At 58.5% G+C, this 20812-nt stretch carries 25 protein-coding genes; 12 read left to right on the top strand and 13 right to left on the bottom strand.

The features are described from left to right. Positions 1–3 precede the first annotated feature (3 nt). The 5 genes from SIB73_RS11295 to SIB73_RS11275 all read right to left on the bottom strand — a co-directional run bounded on the left by SIB73_RS11295 (position 4) and on the right by SIB73_RS11275 (position 2493). A complete protein-coding gene (locus SIB73_RS11295) occupies positions 4–477 on the bottom strand; it encodes a diacylglycerol kinase family protein (RefSeq protein ID WP_413405053.1) in 474 nt (157 codons plus the stop codon). Beyond that, positions 455–1078, bottom strand: a complete 624-nt coding sequence (gene ybeY / locus SIB73_RS11290; protein ID WP_413439604.1) for an rRNA maturation RNase YbeY — start codon at positions 1076–1078, stop codon at positions 455–457. The genes SIB73_RS11295 and ybeY overlap by 23 nt, the downstream gene beginning before the upstream one ends. Beyond that, on the bottom strand, positions 1048–1197 hold the full coding sequence (locus SIB73_RS11285) for a DUF3285 domain-containing protein (protein ID WP_413406244.1): 150 nt from the start codon (positions 1195–1197) through the stop codon (positions 1048–1050). The genes ybeY and SIB73_RS11285 overlap by 31 nt, the downstream gene beginning before the upstream one ends. A 53-nt stretch (positions 1198–1250) precedes the next feature. Next, a protein-coding gene (prfB, locus tag SIB73_RS11280; protein WP_413406246.1) for a peptide chain release factor 2 occupies positions 1251–2379 on the bottom strand; the annotation gives its coding sequence in 2 pieces (ribosomal slippage) (positions 1251–2303 and positions 2305–2379; 1128 coding nt in all). Then, a complete protein-coding gene (locus tag SIB73_RS11275; RefSeq protein WP_413406588.1) occupies positions 2302–2493 on the bottom strand; it encodes a hypothetical protein in 192 nt (63 codons plus the stop codon). Before SIB73_RS11275 ends, prfB begins: the two co-directional genes overlap by 78 nt. A gap of 52 nt (positions 2494–2545) precedes the next feature. Here SIB73_RS11275 and grxC point away from each other — a divergent pair, with 52 nt between their 5' ends. From grxC to SIB73_RS11260, 3 genes are read left to right on the top strand one after another with little or no spacing between them, the layout of a single operon-like run. After that, complete coding sequence (gene grxC / locus SIB73_RS11270) at positions 2546–2800, top strand: glutaredoxin 3 (protein ID WP_413405057.1); 255 nt, start codon at positions 2546–2548, stop codon at positions 2798–2800. Between the two features lie 23 nt (positions 2801–2823). Further along, positions 2824–3747: a glutathione synthase gene (gene gshB / locus SIB73_RS11265; protein ID WP_413405058.1), complete on the top strand. Its 924-nt coding sequence runs from the start codon at positions 2824–2826 to the stop codon at positions 3745–3747. A 39-nt stretch (positions 3748–3786) separates the two neighbouring features. Next, a complete protein-coding gene (locus SIB73_RS11260) occupies positions 3787–5802 on the top strand; it encodes a S9 family peptidase (RefSeq protein WP_413405060.1) in 2016 nt (671 codons plus the stop codon). Here the strand turns inward: SIB73_RS11260 and SIB73_RS11255 are convergent. Continuing rightward, positions 5788–7194, bottom strand: coding sequence for an isochorismate synthase (locus SIB73_RS11255; RefSeq protein ID WP_413405062.1), 1407 nt, complete (start codon positions 7192–7194; stop codon positions 5788–5790). The two genes, SIB73_RS11260 and SIB73_RS11255, sit on opposite strands and share 15 nt — an antisense overlap. 69 nt (positions 7195–7263) lie before the next feature. On the opposite strand from SIB73_RS11255, the gene menA reads away from it, so the two are divergent. The 4 genes from menA (at position 7264) to SIB73_RS11235 (ending at position 11634) form a co-directional block, all read left to right on the top strand. Then, the gene (gene menA / locus SIB73_RS11250) at positions 7264–8229 is read left to right on the top strand and encodes a 2-carboxy-1,4-naphthoquinone phytyltransferase (RefSeq protein ID WP_413405064.1); all 966 of its coding nucleotides are present in this window, start codon (positions 7264–7266) and stop codon (positions 8227–8229) included. Between the two features lie 4 nt (positions 8230–8233). Further along, positions 8234–9211, top strand: a complete 978-nt coding sequence (locus SIB73_RS11245; RefSeq protein ID WP_413405066.1) for an o-succinylbenzoate synthase — start codon at positions 8234–8236, stop codon at positions 9209–9211. Beyond that, complete coding sequence (locus tag SIB73_RS11240; RefSeq protein ID WP_413405068.1) at positions 9211–10476, top strand: AMP-binding protein; 1266 nt, start codon at positions 9211–9213, stop codon at positions 10474–10476. Before SIB73_RS11245 ends, SIB73_RS11240 begins: the two co-directional genes overlap by 1 nt. A 423-nt stretch (positions 10477–10899) precedes the next feature. Continuing rightward, a complete protein-coding gene (locus SIB73_RS11235) occupies positions 10900–11634 on the top strand; it encodes a phycobilisome rod-core linker polypeptide (RefSeq protein WP_413405070.1) in 735 nt (244 codons plus the stop codon). Positions 11635–11639: 5 nt separating this feature from the next. Here SIB73_RS11235 and SIB73_RS11230 read toward each other — a convergent pair whose 3' ends face one another. The 4 genes from SIB73_RS11230 to SIB73_RS11215 form a co-directional block, all read right to left on the bottom strand. After that, positions 11640–12020 carry a ferredoxin gene (locus tag SIB73_RS11230; RefSeq protein WP_413405072.1) on the bottom strand — a complete coding sequence of 127 codons (381 nt, stop codon included), beginning with the start codon at positions 12018–12020 and terminating at the stop codon, positions 11640–11642. A gap of 137 nt (positions 12021–12157) precedes the next feature. Continuing rightward, a complete protein-coding gene (locus tag SIB73_RS11225; RefSeq protein WP_413406248.1) occupies positions 12158–12292 on the bottom strand; it encodes a photosystem II protein Y in 135 nt (44 codons plus the stop codon). Positions 12293–12487: 195 nt separating this feature from the next. Then, positions 12488–12943 (bottom strand): acyl-CoA thioesterase, encoded by a 456-nt coding sequence (locus SIB73_RS11220; RefSeq protein ID WP_413405074.1) that lies wholly within the window; start codon positions 12941–12943, stop codon positions 12488–12490. An 80-nt stretch (positions 12944–13023) separates the two neighbouring features. Then, positions 13024–14208 carry an NAD(P)H-quinone oxidoreductase subunit H gene (locus SIB73_RS11215; protein WP_413405077.1) on the bottom strand — a complete coding sequence of 395 codons (1185 nt, stop codon included), beginning with the start codon at positions 14206–14208 and terminating at the stop codon, positions 13024–13026. A 44-nt stretch (positions 14209–14252) separates the two neighbouring features. Between SIB73_RS11215 and rsmH the strand changes: the two genes are divergently transcribed. Both rsmH and SIB73_RS11205 read left to right on the top strand, forming a co-directional pair. Next, a complete protein-coding gene (rsmH, locus tag SIB73_RS11210; protein ID WP_413405079.1) occupies positions 14253–15185 on the top strand; it encodes a 16S rRNA (cytosine(1402)-N(4))-methyltransferase RsmH in 933 nt (310 codons plus the stop codon). Beyond that, positions 15182–15730, top strand: coding sequence for a DUF456 family protein (locus tag SIB73_RS11205; RefSeq protein ID WP_413405081.1), 549 nt, complete (start codon positions 15182–15184; stop codon positions 15728–15730). Before rsmH ends, SIB73_RS11205 begins: the two co-directional genes overlap by 4 nt. Here SIB73_RS11205 and SIB73_RS11200 read toward each other — a convergent pair. Further along, positions 15717–16487, bottom strand: a complete 771-nt coding sequence (locus tag SIB73_RS11200; RefSeq protein ID WP_413405084.1) for a hypothetical protein — start codon at positions 16485–16487, stop codon at positions 15717–15719. The genes SIB73_RS11205 and SIB73_RS11200 overlap by 14 nt on opposite strands. A gap of 77 nt (positions 16488–16564) precedes the next feature. Continuing rightward, positions 16565–17647: a cysteine desulfurase family protein gene (locus SIB73_RS11195; RefSeq protein ID WP_413406250.1), complete on the bottom strand. Its 1083-nt coding sequence runs from the start codon at positions 17645–17647 to the stop codon at positions 16565–16567. 118 nt (positions 17648–17765) lie between these two features. On the opposite strand from SIB73_RS11195, the gene SIB73_RS11190 reads away from it, so the two are divergent. The 3 genes from SIB73_RS11190 to SIB73_RS11180 all read left to right on the top strand — a co-directional run bounded on the left by SIB73_RS11190 (position 17766) and on the right by SIB73_RS11180 (position 20068). Next, positions 17766–18281: a hypothetical protein gene (locus SIB73_RS11190; RefSeq protein WP_413405086.1), complete on the top strand. Its 516-nt coding sequence runs from the start codon at positions 17766–17768 to the stop codon at positions 18279–18281. A gap of 126 nt (positions 18282–18407) precedes the next feature. Next, positions 18408–19082, top strand: coding sequence for a response regulator transcription factor (locus SIB73_RS11185; protein WP_413406252.1), 675 nt, complete (start codon positions 18408–18410; stop codon positions 19080–19082). Then, a complete protein-coding gene (locus SIB73_RS11180) occupies positions 19079–20068 on the top strand; it encodes a pseudouridine synthase family protein (RefSeq protein ID WP_413405088.1) in 990 nt (329 codons plus the stop codon). Before SIB73_RS11185 ends, SIB73_RS11180 begins: the two co-directional genes overlap by 4 nt. Before the next feature lie 22 nt (positions 20069–20090). Here the strand turns inward: SIB73_RS11180 and bchM are convergent, their stop codons facing one another. Then, positions 20091–20804 (bottom strand): magnesium protoporphyrin IX methyltransferase, encoded by a 714-nt coding sequence (bchM, locus tag SIB73_RS11175; protein ID WP_413405090.1) that lies wholly within the window; start codon positions 20802–20804, stop codon positions 20091–20093. Positions 20805–20812: the final 8 nt, after the last annotated feature.

Raw genomic sequence — 20812 nt, 5'->3', positions numbered from 1 at the left:
CGTCTAAAGGCCGAGACGAACGAGCAGGGGCGGGAGCACCAGCAGCAGAGCGATTACAAGCGAGCTGATGGAAGCCACCAGCACAGCGGCCGCTGCGCAGTCCTTGGCGATCTTGGCCAGAGGGTGGAAGCGTCGCCCGACGGCCAGATCGACAACTGATTCAATGGCTGTATTGAGCAGTTCAAGCACCAGCACGGCTGCCACGGTCAACACCAGAACGGCCAACTGGATCGCTGGCAACCCCAGCCAAAGGCCCAGGAAGAATGCCAAGCTGCCTCCCCCCAGCTGGATGCGGAAGTTGCGTTGGCTGATAAAGCCATACCCCAGTCCCTGAGCTGCGTAGCGGAAGCTGGATGGCAGGTCGCCGGCGATTTTCCAGGCTCCTCTGTGGGCAGCACGGTGGGCACGGCGGGTGCTGCGCTGGCTGATCTCCTCGCTCAACGGAGCTCCATCGTCAGGATTCCGGAGTGATTTCATCTGCTGATTCACAGTTGATCTCACCCTGGGATTGAACGATACCGGCCATGGCAACCAGTTGCTCCTGGCATTGCAACATGGCTTCCAGCTTCGAATCATCGGGATGGTCCCATCCCAGCAGGTGCAGCAGGCCATGGCTCACCAGCCAGCAGAGCTCCCGTTCCAGACTGTGCTCCTGCTCCAGAGCCTGACGTTCAGCCGTCGGTACCGAGACGACGATGTCCCCAAGCTCAATGCTGGTGCTGCTGTCAGGGGGCATCTCCGCTTCCAGTGCTGAAAAGGACAACACATCGGTGGCCCTCGGCTTGTCTCTCCAGCGTCCGTTCAAAGCAGTGATCTGGGCATCATCAACAAACTGCAGGCCGAGAGAAATTTCTTCGCAGTCCATCAGCTGGTTTGGAGTGGAGTCGCCACAAGCGCTGATCAGGTGATGCAGCCAGAGATGCAGGGTTGCTTCCCAGGGCTCCCACTGGCTGAGGCGCTGATGAGCATCCGTTCCTTCCGCGCACTGGATCAGCTCCTGCGCGGCAGGGGTGAAGGCCAGGTCAATGGTGAATGTCGTTGTGCGGCTCACTGGGGCAGTGTCGGTCTTCCCAGCCACGCGACCACAAGGATGAAGCCGATGAACCCTGCGGCCGTCAGTCCGAGATGGAACAGGCTCTTGCTGCCCTTGCGGACCATGTTGCGCATGGCCTGTTTAACGAAACTCGGCGGAGGCATGGTCGCCGCACTGTCCTTCTGCGTCTCGATGCCGTCGGGCTTTGAGCTCATGGTCAGCTGTCCTCGTCCTGTCCGGGGCTGTCCACACCCTGGCGCAGCAGCGCCTGAATGAAGGGATCGAGATCTCCGTTCATCACACCCTGCACATCGTTGGTTTCCTCCTGGGTGCGCAGGTCCTTGACCATCTGATAAGGGTGGAACACGTAGTTGCGGATCTGATTGCCCCAGGCCGCCTCCACAATGTCGCCTCGGATGTCGGCGATCTCGGCAGCCCGTTGTTCCTGAGCGATCACCAGCAGCTTGGCCTTGAGCAGGGCCATGGCCTTCTCCTTGTTCTGGAGCTGGGAGCGCTCCTGGGTGCAGCGCACAGCCAGCCCGGTGGGAATGTGCAGGATGCGAACGGCGGTCTCCACCTTGTTGACGTTCTGTCCGCCGGCTCCACCGGAGCGGCTGGTGGTCACCTCCAGGTCCTTCTCGGGAATGTCGATGTCGACTTCCTCCTCGAGTTTCGGCATCACCTCGATACCGGCGAAACTTGTCTGGCGCTTGTCGTTGGCGTTGAAGGGAGAAATCCGCACAAGGCGATGGGTGCCTTTCTCGTTGCGAAGGTATCCATAGGCGTAGCGACCTTCGATTTCGATCGTGGCGCTCTTGATTCCTGCCTCTTCCCCTTCGCTGAGCTCATCGACGCTGACCTTCATGTCATGGTCCTCGGCCCAGCGGGTGTACATGCGCAGCAGCATCTGAGCCCAGTCCTGGGCATCCGTGCCACCGGCTCCGGCATTGATGGAGAGCACGGCTCCTTCCTTGTCGTACTCACCGCTGAGCAGGCGCTCCAGCTCCCAACGGTCGAGGTCCCTGCGCAGTTGGTCAAGCCCTCCCTGCGCCTCGGCGAGCAGGTCGTCGTCGGGCTCCAGGTCATACAGCTCAAGTGTGGCCTGGGCATCGGAGACAGCTCCCTGCCAGGTCGCCAACTGCTGCAGCTGAGCCTTCACCTCATCGAGACGACGCATCTGCTTCTGAGCATTCTTCTGGTCATCCCAGAAGTCAGGCTGGGCGGCGAGCTGTTCGAGATCCTGTTGTCTGGCGTTCAGTGCAGGAACGTCAAAGACAGTCCTGAGCATTGCCCAGGCGATCAGTGAGCTCGGAGAGGTCGCGCTTGAAGTCGGTGAGGTCGAGCAACGGAGTGCGTTGAACGGATTTGGCGACCTTATCAGTGCGGAATCTCTTCCCTGCCCGACAACCAACTCCCATGTGCCGAGGCGCTCCCCCCGATCGACTGAGGGGAACGCTCAACAAGTGGAGACTGAGTGCATGCATAGGATCAACGTCCCGTGATGAGGGCTCCATGCCGAGCGTCGAGATCTACACCTGGCGCACCTGCCCCTTCTGCATCAGAGCCAAGCAGCTCCTGGATCGCAAGGGCGTCTCCTACTCCGAGTTTGCCGTTGATGGTGATGAACCTGCCCGCGACGCCATGGCAGCCCGAGGCGATGGCCGTCGCAGCGTTCCTCAGATCTTCATCGACGATCGACACATCGGTGGATGCGACGATCTGCATGCTCTTGAGCGGGCCGGCGAGCTTGACGCGCTGCTCTCCTGAGTTCCCTGCCCCGATCGCTGATCATGCGTCACCTGTTCGTGCTGGATCCGCTGGATCGGATCAATCCCGCCAAGGATTCCACCGCTGCACTGATGCAGGCCGCCTCGCGCTCTGCGCTGGAGGTCTGGGCTTGCACACCTGCTGATCTCATCGCGCTCGGTGACGAACCTCTGGCGATGGCCATGCCGGTTCAGCCTGACCCCTGGATCACCGCCGGCGAGCGAGAACGGCTGCCGCTGAACACCTTCCAGGTGATCTGGATGCGCAAGGACCCTCCGGTTGACGAGGCCTATCTCTACGCCACACATCTGCTTGATGTGGCAGAGCGAGCGGGTGTTCGTGTCCTGAACCGTCCGGATTCTCTGCGCACCTGGAACGAGAAGCTCGGTGCTCTGCGTTTCAGTCGTTGGATGGCACCCACTCTTGTCTCCGGGAGAGTCAGTGAGCTCAAGTCCTTCGCTCAAGCGCACTGCGACATTGTGCTCAAACCTCTGGGAGGACGTGCAGGGCTCGGAGTGATTCGTGTGTCTTCCAAGGCACCCGGCCTCAAGGCTCTGCTGGAGCTGGTCACAGAGCAGGAACGACTGCCTGTGATGGCTCAGTGCTTTCTTCCTTCCGTGAGCGAGGGTGACAAGCGCATCCTGTTGGTGGATGGAGAGCCGCTGGGGGCTATCAATCGACGGCCGGCCGCTGGAGAATTTCGCAGCAATCTGGCGGTTGGCGGTCAGGCTGAAGCAACTGATCTCAGTGAGCGGGAACGCCAGATCTGCGCGGCCCTTGCACCTGCACTGAGGGCCGAAGGCTTGTTTTTTGTCGGCATTGATGTGATCGGCGGCATGCTCAGCGAGATCAACGTCACAAGTCCAACAGGCATCCGCGAAGTGGAACGACTGATGAATCAGCCCCTGGCAGATCAGGTGATCGCGCGTCTCCATGACCTGCTCTGATCGATCACAATTGTGGTCTGAATAGCGATCCGGATTTTGTTGAGAAGGGGTTTGCGCTGGGGGGCCGCTGTTCTGGTTGGTCTGATGGGAGGTTTGACCGGCGAGGGCCGTTCGGCCGAGGTCGGTGCTTCACCTCCGCTCATTCCACGACAGGTGTTGTTCGGCAATCCGGAAATCATCGGCGTTTCACTCAGTCCCGATGGCCGTCGGATCTCCTATCTGGCTCCTGATCAGGGCGTACTCAATCTCTGGGTTCAGGATCTGGATGGAGATGCTCCAGCTCGTGTGATCACCGATCAGCGGGACCGTCCCCAGAGATCAGCCTTCTGGACGGCCGACGGTCGCTATCTGATCTCGTCCAGGGATGGCGATGGTGATGAGAACACCGTTTTGGTCAGAATTGACCCCGCCACAGGCGAGAAGCGGGATTTGACGCCTGAGAACAAGGTGAAGGCATTCCTGGTCGGTGTGGACCGAGAGGCACCTTCCGAGCTCGTGGTGGGACTCAACGACCGTGATCCTCGTTATCACGATCTCTATGTGATCAACGTGGACAGCGGAGACAGGAGCTTGCTCTACCGCTCCACCGATGACGGCAGTCAGGTCAATGTCGATTGGTTAGATGGTGCTTGGCACCCTGTTCTGCGTTCCAACATCCTTCCCGATGGTGGCAGCAGCTTCGAGCTGCGGCTGCCGGGTGACACCAGCTGGCGGCAGTTCCTTCAGCTTGGCTTTGAGGACACCATCAGCGATTCCGGGCCCAGTGGGTTCACGCGTGACGGTCGCTGGCTCTACGGACAGCTCAGTACAGGTGAAGACCTCCCCAGACTGGTGCGCTGGAGTCGTGAGCAGCTCGAGTCCTGCGGCACCGACTGCACTCCAGAGGTGTTGCATCGGTCGTCAGCCGGTGCTTTCGCTGTGGATCTCAGTGATCTCGACACCGGTGTTCCGCTGGTGCTCAAGGAGGTTGATCTCCGTTCCCGCAGAGTGGTGCTGGACGCGTCCGTTCAAGCGGACATCGACAGGCTTGAGCAACTGGCCGGCTCCAACGAGTTCAGTGTTGTCGATCGTGATCTCGACAACCGTCGTTGGTTGATCGCCATCGGCTCCGATCAACAGGGACCCCAGTACTGGCTCTGGGACCGCGAGCTGGATGAGATTCGCAAGCTGTTTTCAGTGCAGCCGCGGCTGGATGCCTACGACCTTGTGCCCATGGAAAGCCTTGATCTCAAGGCCAGGGATGGACGTCGACTGCCCGCCTATCTGACCAGAACCCCGATCAGCGCCCACACAGGACCGCAACCACTGGTGTTACTGGTTCACGGAGGTCCACAGGCCAGGGATTACTGGGGATTCAATCCGATTCATCAGCTGCTGGCGAATCGCGGTTACCACGTCCTGAGTGTCAACTACAGGGGATCGACCGGGCTCGGCAAGGACCATCTTCTCGCCGGGGAGGGCGAGTGGTACGCACGCATGCAGGACGACCTGGTCGATGCCGTGCGCTGGGCAGTGGATGAGCGCATTGCAGATCCTGATCGTCTGGTGATCATGGGCGCGTCCTATGGCGGCTATGCGGCGCTCGCCGGCCTCACCCGCGATCCTGATCTCTTCGCTGCGGCCATCGCTGAGGTTGGCCCTTCCAATCTGCGCACGCTCCTGGAGTCAATCCCGCCTTACTGGGAGTCGGGCAGAACGATTCTTGAGCGCATGATCGGTGTGGGCAAAGTTGATCTTGATGCCATTTCCCCGATCCAGCACGTTGATCGGATTGAGCGTCCGCTGCTGCTGGGCCACGGTGCCAACGATCCTCGCGTCAAGCTGACGGAAAGCGAAACCATTGCAGCGGCGATGGCGGAGCGACAGCTGCCGATTGACTTCGTTGTTTTTCCCGATGAAGGTCACGGTCTGGCGAATCCCAGCAATGCTCTTGCGATGTATGCGCTGGTCGAAGCATTCCTCAGTCAGCATGTCGGTGGTCGAGCTGAGCCCTTCGGGTCATCTCTCGAGCAGTCTTCCCTGGAGTGGCGAATGCGCTCCTCAGCGACCCCCTGACACCAGATCCAGCTGATCGGCGAGGACGGTGAGCTTGAGCCCCACTTCCTGGAGCTCACGTTCGGCCACCGAACCGCGCACCAGCCCGGCGCCTGCAGTCAGATCGAGCTGCGCGCCTCGGGCATGCCCGCAGCGGATGGCGACACGCAGTTCCGCATCTCCTGCACTGTCGATCCAGCCGATGGGTGCGGCATAGCCATCGCGATCGAATGGCTCCAGGCTGCGCAACCAGCTCATCGCTTCACGTCTGGGCAGGCCTGCCACCGCAGGAGTGGGATGAAGCACGCCAGCCAGAGCAAGAGGCGACTGGCCAGGAGCCGGCGTGGTGATAGGGGTATGAAGATGGATCAGTTGGCCGTGTCTGGCAAGCTGAGGACTGCGCGGCCGTCGTGGCTTGAGCCCCTGCGCGCTGAGATGTTCGGTGATTGCCTGCACCACCAGTTCATGCTCACGCCGGTCTTTGTCGGAGTTGAGCAGCGAGGTGGCGTGGTCGTTGCGACCAGCTGTCCCGGCGAGCGCATCGCAACGCAGCTGGCCGTTGCGCAAGCTGAGCAGGCGCTCGGGCGAGGCGCCGAAGAAGCTGTCCTGCCGGTTGCGCTGCCAGAGGAACCGGCAGCTGCCTGCCTGCTGGTGGCGCAGACGTTTCAACAGCAACAAAGGGTCCAGAGGTGAGGTGAGGCTCACCGAGTGGCGCACTGCCAGAACCAGCTTGTGCAGCTCACCACCATTCACCAGTTCCAGGCCGCGCTGAAGCGCCGAGGTGTAGCGCCGTTCCCAGTCGCCGGGTGTGATCCTGCCGCTCAGATTGCCTGAGGTCTGGCCTGGCCAGCTCCTCCAGGACTGCAGTTTCTCGGCCATCAGCCAGAGCGACTCAACGAGTGAGCGCACATCACTCGCCTCCTGGGCGATGCCGTGCAGACGCAGCCAGCCGTGCCGTCCATGACGACTGAGTTGCCAGCGAGGCAGGACGGCCTGAACCGAGGGCATGCTGCCCTGGGGCTGGAGTTCTCCGCTCTGCTCGAAGAAGGAGAAAGCCAGCAGGATGCGTGAGCGTGCCTGGGCCGGTGCTTCAGGCGTGCCCTCCAGGATGCGTCCGAGCGTGATGTCACTGAAACGCTGAGCCAGTTCGAATCGACGGGGACCTGACAGCTCCAGGTGATGGCAGCGGCCGGCGGCGGCAAGGCAAAGACCTGGTGCTCCATCCCAGAGGAAACGGAACGGGTCGGCATCCTCGAGATCAGCGAGCTGCAGCAGTGGATCAAGGCCCCGCAGTGGTATCGCCAGGCCAAAAACACCGTCGTCCGCCTTGCGCTGATCCCACACGCGCATGGCACGTTCCAGCAGGTCACTGAAGCGCAGTTCAGTTGAACTGTTTGGGGGCGCGGCCGACATCTTGACGGCAGGACGGAGAGTTACTGCTCAAATGTATGAGTCCTGAAGAGATCTCCACGAGTCCAGTCCATGCCAGATCAACAGGCTGTTGCAACCCTTCACTCCCGCGGCGATGATCGCCGGCGTCTCTGGAAGGCAGCGATCAAATGGCCGATGTATTCCGTTGCGGTCATGCCAGTCCTGCTTGCCGCTGGATGGCGCCTGGGTTCAGGCTCCCCCGTGCGCTGGCTCCAGGGCTTCGTTTTTCTGCTGGCAGCGGTGCTGCTGCTGATCTGGGAGAACCTCAGCAACGACCTCTTTGATGCCGAGACCGGCGTCGATGATCAGGGCAAGCCCCATTCGGTCGTGACGTTGGTCGGTCGGCCACGCCCTGTTCAGCAGCTGGCCACGCTTGCCTTGCTGATGGGCCTGATGCTGATCCTGTGGATTGCGCTCAGAAGCAGTCTTGCTGTGCTGCTGCTGGTGCTGGTGAGCTGTGGTCTGGGGTATCTCTACCAGGGACCTCCCTTTCGTCTGGGATACCAGGGGTTGGGTGAACCCTTGTGTTGGCTCGCATTTGGTCCTTTCGCCACTGCAGCTGCGTTGTTGGTCATCGCCCCTCCAACGGATGACGTGCCCTGGCAAGCGGCTCTTGTGCTCGGCTCCGGTCCCGCTCTTGCGACAACGCTGGTGTTGTTCTGTTCGCATTTTCATCAGGTCGAACAGGATGCGGAGCACGGCAAGCGATCTCCCGTTGTGCGCCTGGGCAGTGCGCGGGCAGCGTCCCTGGTGCCGTGGTTCGTTGCAGGCACCCTCGCTCTGGAATGGGCGCCTGTGCTGCATGGCGACTGGCCACTCAGCGCTCTTCTGGGAGCCTTGGGGCTGCCTGCGGCCTCCTCTTTGATCCGCTTGCTTCGCGCGCATCATCACGAGCCTGAACGCATCACCGGCAGCAAATTTCTCGCTCTGCGATTCCAGGCGCTGAATGGCCTCGGACTGAGTATCGGTCTGGGCCTGGGTCCGTGGTTCGGCTCACCTGTTCTGCTGCCTGGTTGAGTCGATGACGCTGCAACTGGCGATCCGCTCCTATGCCTTTTCCCTGACACGTCCGCTGCAGACTGCTTCAGGTGTCTGGCAAAGGCGTGAGGGCTGGCTGTTGCGTCTGAGCTGTTCAATCTCCGGTCGGGTGGGCTGGGGGGAGGTGGCTCCGCTTGATCCACAACACCGACCAGCCTGTGCACGGGTCATTACGCGATGGGAGAACCCTGGAGGAGTGGAGTTCCATCGAGATCAGCTTGAAGCTCTGCTGCCGACGCTGCCTGCTGAAGTCGGCTTTGGGCTCGGTGCTTCGCTGGCGGAGCTGGATGGTGATGTTCAGGCCTGGCTTCCTGCCCCGAGCTCGGCATGCTTGCTGCCAGCTGGTCCTTCCATGCTGCCGATGTTGGACCAACTGCTGGCGACTCATCCGGTGGGTGAGCCCATCACAGTGAAGTGGAAGGTGGCAGCGGCGGACTTCGATCAGGAATGGTCATTGTTGTCCTGTCTTCTGGACCGGCTGCCGCCCGAGGCTCGTCTGCGTCTGGATGCCAATGCCGGCTGGGATCGGACTGAGGCGGATCGATGGGCTGGAGTCCTTGCGGGTGATCCCCGTTTGGACTGGCTGGAGCAGCCGCTGGCAGTCGACGATCTGCAAGGTCTTGAGGATCTGGGGCAGCGTGTGCCTGTCGCCTTGGATGAGTCGCTGCTCAAGCAACCGGCTCTGCGGGAGCAGTGGAGGGGATGGCAGGTGCGGCGACCGCTGCTGGAGGGAGATCCGAGACTCCTTTTGCATCAATTGCAGGAAGGTCGGCCGCGGCTGATGTTCAGCACCGTTTTCGAAACCGGTATCGGTTTTCGCTGGTTGGCGTTGATGGCAGGGCTTCAGCAACGAGGCCCCACTCCGGCGGCTCCTGGCCTCGCTCCCGGTTGGTGCCCTCAAGGTCGCTTGTTCAGCTCTGATCCTGAGCAGGTGTGGGTTGCCGCTGAGCTTGGGGGTTGATGGGCAGCTTGAGGGTTCTCCACTGCGATCCTGCTCAGCCTGATCAGGCAGCTGCGGCTCTCGAGGCGAATCTTGCCGATGGCAGTTGGGTGCGTCTGCTCCCTTCCGGCGTTCAGCCGGAGCGGCAAGACATGGATCCAGATGGCCAGCACTGGCCTCCTGGATCCGGGCTGGTGCTGTCAACAGGTGGCAGCAGCGGCGCTCGCCAGCTCTGTCTGCATCCCTTGTCGAATCTGGACCGTTCTGCCGAGGCCTCTGCTTCATGGCTTGAGGCGATCGGCCTGAAGCCCGCCTCAACACTGGTCTGGAACCCGCTGCCTTTTCAGCATGTGAGTGGCCTGATGCCCTGGTGGCGTGCCCGTCAGTGGGGTGCAGACCATGCCTGGATCCAGCCCGCTCTGATCAAACAGCCTGCGCTGCTCCTTCAACACAGCCGTCGCCACCCACACTGGCACCAGCGTCAGATGGTGCTGTCGCTGGTGCCCACCCAGCTGCGGCGACTGCTGGCTGATCCCTGTGGTCGCTCCTGGTTGGGTGAGATGGCCGTGATCTGGGTTGGTGGTGCAGCCTTGCCAACCGATCTGGCCGATCAATCCCGTGACCTGGGCATCAGGCTTGCCCCCTGTTACGGCGCGACCGAGACAGCCGCGATGGTGACAGCCCAGGCTCCGCTTGATTTTCTGGCGGGGACGGGTGGTTGTGGTCGACCTCTTGATGGTGTGCGTCTGCGACTGAATCATCAGGGAGCTCTGGCGGTGCACTGCGACCGGCTGGCTGTGGCCAGGCTTGATGGCACTGGAGGCCTCTGTGCGCTGTCGGATGTCAATGGATGGTGGCATTCAGCTGATCTGGCGGAACTTGAGGGTTCGCCGGCTGATCCCCAGCTGCATCTTCTGGGACGCATCGATGACGCCATCCATTCAGGTGGGGTCACGGTGTTTCCTTCGCAGCTGGAGCAGAGGCTGCTCACAGAGGCCCGCAGGCAAGGGCTACCGCTAGATGCGGTGCTGTTGCTTGGTTTGCAAAATCGTGAATGGGGAGAACGACTGGTTGCACTTGTTCGTTGGACGTCCGTTGAATTGCCGTCGGACGGTCTCGACCGCTTGCGCCGGTTGGTGTCCGACTGGCCAGCACCGGAACGCCCTCTGTCTTGGATTCATTGTCAGGAACTGGAATGCACCTCTGCAGGGAAGTGGGACCGGTTGCGATGGCAGAAGTGGTTGGCAGCTCAACAATCAGCTCAGTCATCTACTCAATACTGCTGAATGCATGGCTCAGTGATGCATTTGTATGTTCAATCAATGCGTTGTGAATATCACTCTTGAGTCAGATCTGTTTCATCTCATCCACTGGAAACGGCCACATTCCTGATCTGGTTTGACGTGGCTTGCCATTCGCGTGATTTGCAGGTTGGGCTGTCAAGTGATTTGAGTCTGTGGTGGCAATGACCCAGATCTGGACTGAGACCCCGGTCTTCAAAATGCGCTGATGCCTTGGTCCCTCTCTCTGCGTATGGGACCAGCACAAAAATCGCAAAAGGGGCACGTTCTCTTTGCCACGAATGCGCGTATCAAATTAATTCCAGTGCTCTGGATCGACGCCTGAATTGTGAATTAGTTTGCGGTTTGTCTCCCTGATATAACGACAAACTCTTAGGGTAATTTCCTGAGTTTTGCTGGGTTGTTTCGTTGCCAGTTCCCCTTCGGCCCTTTCGACCGACTTCTCAAAATATTCGTGTAAGCACGATTGCTTCTCCCTCCATTGAAGGAGATGTCGTTGATAATGCTGGAGATGTTATTAATCGGTGTTATCGTCAGATTTATTTTCATGCAATGAGTAGCGACAGAGATCGCTATCTCGAGTCGCAACTTAGAAATGGTTCGATCACTGTTAGAGATTTTATCCGAGGACTTTTACTTTCAGATCGCTTTTTGCGGGGTTATGTTGCCTGCAACAGCAATTATCGCCTTGTTGAGCAGGTCATCGGTAGAGCTTTAGGACGTAAAGTCAGAGATAACACTGAAAAATTAACTTATTCCATCGTTATCGCTGAGAAGGGATTTGAGGCCTTCGTTGACCTTGTCCTCAACAGCGAGGAGTACATGCAGAGATTCGGATATGACTCTGTGCCACTTGAGATGTCCAGGGTTCTGCCTGGTCGAGCTGTTGGCGAGGCGCCTGTTTATCAAGAGTTCCCCCGTTACTCCTATGATTGGCAGGAAAAACTGACGTCAAACGACATGATGATGTCGATTGATGATCACTTGAATTTCGGTCCGACGAAGTCGTTTGCCGAGAAGGTTTTGTATGAACGGCCTTCTGACAAGGCATTCCGCTATATCATCCCATCGTTCGTCATTCTTTCAGGTTTGATTGTTGTTGGAATCGTGAAAGTTTTTACCAGTATTTTTGTAGTTGGCTGAATCGCTCAATAAGCGGTTTTCTCCATTTCTTCTTTCTTTTTTTCAATCAATTCCTCAAAGCTTATCCAGTGAATGCAGTCCACTGGGCAGGTGTCGATGGCTTCATTGATCACCATTGTCGAATCGCCGTCTTGGCGTATTGCTCTGCACTTTCCTGTGTTCTGGTCCATCAGGAAGGTGTTTGTTGCCACATGGGCGCAATATCGACATCCGACACAGACCTCTTCGTCGACCCAGATGGCCTGCATTCTCAGTTCACCACCCAGGCAGGGTTCCAGGCCGGAAGGTGACGTGACGCTATGAGAGGGCGCAGTGAATGCTGCCGAAGTGTCAAAGGTTGTTTCAGCGTCTGAAGGTGCTGAAAATGCCGCAGAGGTGTCGAACATCGTGGTTGGCTCGTATCACTTCCGAATCAAAAAGCTCAGTGTTTCTGTTAAAAATGAGACTTTCAAGTGCTGTCGGAGTAATTCAGCTTTCAATGAGGTGATGAATGGTTTGATCAAACAAGAAGGACAGGACCTGTTCAGGATGTTTGATTGGTTTTGTACTGTCTGATCGCAACCTCAAGTTGTCCAATCGCGGCTCTGCCGATATTGAAAGCAGCCCAGCCGAGAGCAAGAAGAATGGGTAATGCAACGATCAGAACCCTTAAATCCATCGGCGTAAGAAAATGACCCATAAATTAGCTTTGCAGCATATTTTTTTGGTGTTCTTTGATGGCTGGCTGCGTGGCAGATGGTTGATGTGGTGAGGATTCTTGAACTTGCTGGCGTCACAATTGTGCGTAATGATCTTTTGTTGGATTGCGCGGCTTTCGCCTCGCTGCGCACAGCGGGTTGAGTTAGTTGCCGGTTCAGAGTTCTCTGACCTGTCCGATCTGTGCGGCTTCAATCCAAAGTGAGATTGCGTCCGGTAATGGGCAGCGTTGATGCGTTTCTGTATGAATCGCCACATGTCTGATCACGCCAGCGGCAACGTTCTGGTTCTTCAGCAGAAATTGACTGCGAACCTCAAAACATCCCTGGTCAATTTGTTGTGGAGTCAGAGTCACGACCAGTCGGTCTCCCCCGTGGACCGCTTTTTTGAAGCTTGCGCTGCAATGCACCACCGGGAGAGATGTGTCCGGCCAGCGCTCCTGACCGCGACAGCCAGGAAACACCGCTTTGGCTTCAATGCCGTAAAGCTCCAGGCTCTCTTCCCAAGCTTCATGGCACCAGCGCAACAGCTGGTGGAAATGCATGACCCCCGCAGCATCCGTGTCTCCGAAACGCACGGTTCTGGTGAGGTTGAGCCATGGAAGCTTCGTCATCAGGCGATCATCGTGCCGACAGCGAAACCGGGGATAGGTTCAGCCAAAGAGTCACGCTCGTCGCTTGCCAGCTGCTCTGATCAGCGATCAACGGATCCCATGATCACGTCGATCGAGCCGAGGATCGCCATAATGTCCGCAACCTTGTGTCCCTTGAGGATGTGAGGAAGGATCTGAAGATTGTTGCTGTCTGCAGCACGAATCTTGAAGCGCCAGGGCGTCACATCGTTGTTCCCCTGAATGAACACTCCGATCTCGCCTTTTCCAGATTCCAGTCGGGTGTAAAGCTCTCCGTTGGGGATCTTGAATGTGGGTGCCACCTTCTTGGCCACGTACTGATAATCAAAGCCGGCGAAGTCGCTGTCTTTGCCCTCGGCCATGCGTTTGGCCTCCAGGTTTTCAGTAGGTCCACCAGGAATCATGTCGCAGGCCTGGCGGAGAATCTTCAGAGACTGGCGCATTTCCTCGACACGAACTCTGTAGCGAGCGAAGCAGTCGCCCTCTTTCTCCCAGATCACATCCCAGTCGAAATCGTCATAGCACTCGTAATGATCGACTTTGCGAAGGTCCCATGGCACCCCGGATGCTCTCAACATTGGGCCGGAAAGACTCCAGTTGATGGCTTCTTCCTTGCCGATCACTCCAAGACCTTCAATACGCTTGCGGAAAATTGGATTATTGGTGATTAGCTTTTCGTATTCATCAATCTTGGGACCAAACCAGTCACAGAAGTCGCGACATTTTTCAAGCCACCCCCAGGGTAGATCGGCTGCCACACCTCCTATTCGGAAATAATTGTTGTTGATCAGGCGCTGGCCGGTGGCTGCCTCCCACAGGTCATAAATCATCTCCCTTTCACGGAAGATGTAGAAAAACGGAGTCTGGGCACCGACATCAGCAAGGAAGGGGCCCAGCCAGAGCAGATGATTGGCGATGCGGTTGAGCTCAAGCATCAACACGCGGATGTAACTGGCGCGCTTGGGAACAGGAATATTCGCCAGCCTTTCAGGAGCATTGACAACAATCGCTTCGTAGAACATGCCCGCGGCGTAATCCATGCGGCTCACGTAGGGCACGAACATGACGTTCGTTCGGTTTTCGGCGATTTTCTCCATGCCGCGATGGAGGTAACCAATCACAGGTTCGCAATCGACCACATCCTCTCCATCGAGAGTCACCACCAAGCGCAGCACCCCATGCATGGATGGGTGATGGGGGCCGAAGTTCACCACCATCGGCTCCGTGCGCGTTTCCATCTGCGTCATGGGGCCGTGGCAGAGCATTGATTTCGGGATCTTAGGAAGGACCCATGCCCGATCTGCCATTAAGCCACCCCCAGAACTTCTTGCATGTGCCGGTTCTGGCCGAACCGTTGTTGCGAACTCTGGATTCGGAGCTCTGTGATCAGCTCAAATGTGGCCACTTCATTGATGCCACTCTGGGTGGCGGTGGACACAGCTCTCTGCTGCTCGATCGCTATCCGCAACTGAGTCTGACGGGTCTCGACCATGATGAAACCGCTCGTCTGGCAGCAGCCGAGCGGCTCAGGCATCAGGGGAATCGCGTCACAATCGTGGCGACCAACTTCGCCGATTACGCCCCTCCCCATCCGGTCGCTCTGGTCGTGGCCGATCTTGGGGTGAGCAGCCCTCAGCTGGATGTGGCGCAGCGGGGATTCAGCTTCCGGTTGGATGGACCTCTCGACATGCGCATGAATCGAACCGGGGGAGGGGAAACGGCAGCGGAACTGATCGCGCGGCTCGAAGAGTCGGCACTGGCGGATCTCATCTATGCCTATGGGGAGGAGCGCTTGTCACGGCGTATTGCGCGAAGGATCAAAACTGATCTGGCCGCCAACGGCGCCTATGCCGGCACAGCGGAGCTGGCCTATGCAGTGGCAGGTTGTTACCCACCCAAAGCCCGTCGTGGTCGCATTCATCCCGCCACCCGCACTTTTCAGGCGCTTCGGATTGCGGTCAATGATGAGCTTTCGGTTCTGGATCGCCTGTTGCAACAAGCCCCTGACTGGCTCCAGCCCGATGGCCTGCTGGTGATCATCAGTTTTCATTCGCTGGAGGACCGGCGTGTGAAAACCGCCTTCCTCAGCGACGAGCGCCTCCAGCGCGTTACGCGAAAGCCCTTCAAAGCTGACGATGCTGAACAGCAGAACAATCCGCGCAGTCGCAGCGCCAGGATGAGAATCGCCCGACGTCGCCCTGCTGGAGCGAGGCCTGAATCATGAGCTGGGCCGGGATTTCCGATGGGTTCTGGTGGATTGCTCTGCTGGTTCAGCTCCTGGCGGTTCCAGGCACTCTGTTGCCGCTTCTTCCAGGTCTGATCTGGTTGCCCGTGGGTGCTGTCATCTGGCTTGGAGCTGTTGGATGGGATCAGGCATGGCCTGAGCTTGTGTTGGCCCTGGTCTTGTTCGGGCTGGGTCTGCTTGCTGATCTGCTGGCTCTGGGCCTGGCGTCGGCTCGTCTGGAGGCCAGTCGCTGGTCTGCGGCGGGCGCCGGCTTGGGTTTGCTTGTTGGAGTGCTGGGCCTGCTGCCGGCACTTCCCTTTGGTGGGCCGCTGCTTGGCGCTTTGTTCGGACCTTGGCTGGGAGCGACGCTGGTTGAAGTTTGGTTTGCAACAAGGCCACCCCGCAATCTGGGGTGGCCTGCTGCGTTGCGCCAGGGGGCGGTGGTGGGATTGGCGGTTGTGGCAGGTCTGCTGATCAGCAGGCTTGCACAGTTTTTGATGGCTCTGCTCGGTATTGCCGGTTTCCTGTTCCTCAGTGTTCGCTGATCAGACCTGTCTGGTCTTCGCTCCCGAACAGCTGGCGATAGGCCGCTGTCGAGATACAGATCAGGACGGGCACCACGACAAACAATCCTCCGTACTGGAAGGCTGCGGCGATCGCATTGATGATCGCTTCAACGATGAAAAACCAGAGCACTGTCCACCATGAAGGATCAACAATGGTGCGCCCTTTCTGAATGGCTTCGAAGGAGCCATTGGTTTGAAGCAGTGCAATGAAGGGAAGAAACTTCTGATTGATGGAGAGATAAATGAAGAAAACAAGAGCAACAACCACCGGGATAATGGCCAGGGCCTGGTTGATCTGTACAAGCCCAAATCCAACAAGGGAGCAGATCAGGCTGATAACAGCCAAGAGCACAAGGAATTCAATTCCTCTGATGAACAAGCGACCTGTTGCTTCGCCATCCCAGCGAATGAAAGTCTTGAAATCGGGTTTGACTCCTTCCAGGCACTGCCAGGCACCTCGGATGATTCCCACGACACCCCAGAGCATGACAATGATGTAGCCAACGAGGCCCACGACAAGGAGCATCCCTGCCCCGACTGGATGGATTTCGGGGATGCCGGGAACAGATGCGATTCGGGCCGAGCACGCCGCTGCAAGTGCTGCGAAAGGCAGAGCGATCACAGCAACAAGTGCTTGAAACAGAAGGAAACTCAAGGGAGCCTTTGCGAAGGCATTCCATCCGTCTTCAATGGCTTGAAGCACATGCAGCCGCTGCTTGGCCGGTGTATCAGTCATGAATCACTCTGGTGCTTGCGCGGAAAGTAGCTTCTCGCACTCTTTTTTCCAGTGGTTGTGTTACTTCGTTTTCGTTTTCAGCGCTTGGTCGATGTCTGAATTGCATTTGTGATCACTTCGATGGCACCGTCAATGTCCGTGGTTGTCGTGTCGCGTCCAAGGCTCAGTCGCAATGAACTTTCGGCTTCAAAACGGTTTCGGCCAATGGATTGAAGAACGTGGGATGGTTCGCCACGACTGCAGGCAGAACCGCTGCTGCAGGCGAGTTGTGGTCGTAATGCCCGCTGCAGGCGACTGCCTGAGATGGCTGGAACAGTGATGTTGAGGTTATGGGCCAGTCGGGGTTGCAGCGCGCCATTGAGTGTGATCGTCGGATTACGGTCTTTGAGCCCTTGCCACAGTTGATCTCTCAAGGTCTGGAGGCGAACCTGACGTTCCTCCAGGTCGTTCATCGACAGCTCGGCTGCAGCAGCCATGCCCATGATCAGCGGCACCGGCAAGGTGCCCGCACGCAGTCCCTGTTCCTGTCCGCCGCCCCATTGGAGAGGTTGCAGCTGCGTTCCAGCTCTGACAACCAGTGCACCGATGCCTTTCGGACCATTGAATTTGTGAGCGCTGAGGCTGATCAGTGCACAGCCCAGCTCTTCTGCATGTAGTGGAAGGTGTCCGTAAGCCTGAGCGGCATCAGTGTGCATGGTGATACCTCGGCTGTCGCAGACGGCACTCAGTTCCGGAATCGGCTGGATCACGCCGATTTCGTTGTTGGCCACCATCACGCTCAGCAGCTGTGTGTCGGGCTGAATGGCTTCTTCAAGCTGCTCCACCTCGATCAGTCCGTTCCCTTGCGGGGGCAACAGCGTGATCCGAAACCCTTCCTCCTTCAGCTGCAGCAGAGGGTCAAGCACCGCATGATGCTCGCTGGCAACACTGATCAGATGGCCTGGTGCACCGTCGGTGAGTGCCCGAGCTCTGGCGTGGCCCAGAAGCGCCAGGTTGTTGGCTTCGGTGGCACCACTGGTGAAGATCAGTTCTTCGGCCCTGATCCCCAGGCTCCCTGCAAGGCGCTCCCTGGCTGAGCTGATTGCCGCTGCTGCCGTCAGCCCAAGCCGATGTTGCCGGCTCGACGGATTGCCCCACTGTTTCCGCCACCAGGGCTCCATCGCCTCGATCACCGAGGGATGACAGGGTGTGGTGGCCTGGTGATCGAGGTAGATCACAACTTCACTGAGTCCAAATGGGTGAGTGGGGGCAGCATGGTGTGATTCTCAGATTGTCGCGATGTATTCCATCCGTTGGATCTTCAGTGTGGGTCTGATGGCGTCAGCAGCTTTTCAGCCCGCTCTCGCTGAGGCCATCAACCGTGAGCAGCTGCTAGAGCAGATGAAGGCCATGCGTCCGGTTGACCTGGTGGTGCTGGATCAGAGCGAGGGTGCAGAGGAGTACACGCTTGGGATTTTTGCTGTCTCGGGAGACCCTTCCGACCCTGAGACGCGCAGGTTCAAGCTCTGGCAGGAATACGCCGACAATCTTGTGATTCCCAGCGAATCGGTGAACTGCAGTCGCGAGGAGCCTCTGCGTGTCACTCGGGACACCGAATCCATCTATGTGCGCAAGCTCAATCCAGGGGGAGCCATGCGCGCCTCCACGCGTGAAGACCATCTGGTGTGGTGGGCGGCCTGTCATCCCGATTTCGCGGGTCAGGATCCAGCAGGTCTCTCGGAGGAGGCCAGAGAGCTTGGTTATTCCACCGAGTTGATCGAATCCCAGGAAGTGCTGCGGTTACCAACGCCCTGACGCCCCTAGATTCCGGCCAGATGAGGTCAGGCCTTGACAACCTCCCAGCCGGAACAGCCCTCCCAGCCCGAACAGGCTTCTCAGCCTGAGCAGCCAACCCAGTCGGAACAGCCAACGACTCGCCTCTTGCTGGTGGACGATGAACCGGGTCTTCGTTCAGCCGTGCAGGCCTATCTCGAGGATGAGGGGTTCGATGTCACCACGGCCGTGGACGGTGAAGATGGTTTCGCCAAGGCTCAGCAGATGCTGCCGGATGTGGTGATCAGCGATGTCATGATGCCCAGGCTTGATGGCTACGGGCTTCTCAACAAACTCAGAGCTGACGAGCGCCTGGGCGGTACTCCGGTGATTTTTCTCACCGCCAAGGGCATGACGGCGGACCGTACCCAGGGTTATCTGGCGGGTGTGGACGATTACATCCCCAAACCATTTGACCCCGATGAGCTGGTGGCTCGGGTGAGCAACGTGGCCCAGCGTCAGCAGAGGCTGTTGCAGGAAGCAGCACGTTTCGCGGATGCCGACATGGGACAGATGGCGAAACAGATCACTGAGATTCGCTCGCTCCTTGCCCAGGCTGAGGCGCTGCCCTCCAGCGACCCTGTCCGGCACAATTTCACACCCAGGGAATCCAGCGTGCTGCAACTGGTGGCGGAAGGGTTGATGAACAAGGAAATCGCCCGCCAGCTGGAGACATCAATCCGCAACGTGGAGAAATACGTGAGCAGGCTGTTCATCAAAACCGGCACCTCCAGTCGAACGGAGCTGGTGCGTTACGCCTTGCAGCATCGCCTGGTGGAGTGAGCTCCCGACAGGCTTCACCGCTGCCCGGGGGCTGGCGTCCAGCCGCACTCAACCAGGGATGGATCTACAGGGACATCACCCGTCCCGATCACCACGGCACGCTGATCAGTGAACTGATGGCTGACCGTTACAGCCACTCCTCCAAGGACGTTTGGCTCAGTCGTATCGAAGCCGGTGAAATCAGACTCAACGGAAAGCCACAGCTCGAGGATCTGCCCCTCCCTGGGCGTTCAGAACTGCTCTGGTTTCGTCCTCCATGGATCGAGCCAGCCATCCCCGATCAATGGTCGGTGGTGCATGACGATGGGGATCTGCTGGTGATCAACAAACCATCCGGTCTGCCGGTGATGCCTGGTGGTGGTTTCCTTCAGCACACGCTCTCGGCACTTCTGGATCAGCGCTGTCGCGAGCTTGGTGAGCCGCTGGTTCCCAAACCTGTTCATCGGCTGGGTCGCTTCACTTCTGGTTTGCAGGTCTGTGCACGTCAATCCCAAACCAGGGCTGCACTCTCGCGAAAGTTTCAGCCAGCTTCAGGAACCCGCAAGCTTTATCAGGCCTGGTCTCAGCGTGTCGCCGGCCTTGATTTCGGGATGTCTATTGACGTGACAACGGATGTGGTCGAGAGGCCCCATCCCTTGCTGGGTTGGGTGTGGGGACCGGCGCCCCCATCGAACGGGTTGGTCCGGCGACGACTGAAAGCCCATAGTGAGCTGACGTTGCTGGAGCGCTGCCCCCAGGGTGATCGCCTTCAGGTGGCCATCACAACGGGACGACCTCATCAGATCCGTATTCATCTGGCGCAACTGGGGTCTCCACTGCTGGGTGATCCGCTCTATCTGAATGATCAGCGCATCAGTGACCAGGCCACTCCAGGAGAGGGGGGCTATCGCCTGCATGCCTGGCGCCTGCAGCTTGATGACCTGCATCTCAGTTGTGAGCCCCCAGCAGCTTTCTGCTCCTGTGATGACCGCTTTGCTTCGCTCTGATGGGGGTTCGTCGTGTTGCTGTTCAGACCTTGTGAAATTCGATCAGCCTGGAGAAGTAGAAAGGCGCTTTGTTCAGGCTGCGTCGCACGGTTTTGAAGCCGCTGGCTTCCGCAGCCTCCACAATTCCTTTTTCTTTGAGGGTGTAGGCGCGGGTGGTTTTGCTTGGCCCCGGGAACAACTGTCCGATGCTCTTGAGTGCTGCCAGGAGTGGCGTGTAGGGCGCGAAGCTCACGATCAAGCGCTGTTCGGTGAGTGAACAGAGGTGTCGAACCATCTCTTCCGCTGCCTCCTGGGGGTAATGAATGAACACATCCAGGCAGCAAACGGTGTGGAACGAGCCGCTGAGACTCTCCAGATCGCTTGCTGCGAAATGCAGCTTGGACATGTCCAGGCCCGCATCACGCGCCCGACGCTCAGCTTCCTCGGCCATCGCTTCAGAGATGTCGCTGGCATTGATGGAACCGGCTCCCATGGCTGCCAGAGGGATGCTGAGGCTGCCAACGCCGCAACCGGCATCGCAGAAACTCACGGCGTTGCACTCGCCGCTTTCCTCGATCCAGGCCAGCACCTCATCAACGGTTTTCTGGTGCCCGACCCTGATGTTGCGCTGCACCTTGTTGACGTCATTGCTCTCGCTGTAAATGCGGTTCCAGCGATCGAAGCCCGTGGTTTCGAAATAGCCCTTCACCTCCAGTTTCTCGGCCTGCTTGTCATTCAGCAGTTGCTCGGGGGCCATCAATTCAC

The organism is Synechococcus sp. MIT S9509 (genome assembly GCF_047303035.1).
In the GTDB taxonomy this organism is placed as follows: Bacteria; Cyanobacteriota; Cyanobacteriia; order PCC-6307; family Cyanobiaceae; genus Synechococcus_C.
Note: the sequence above shows the minus strand (reverse complement) of the source record. Positions and strands in the feature narration are given on the sequence as shown.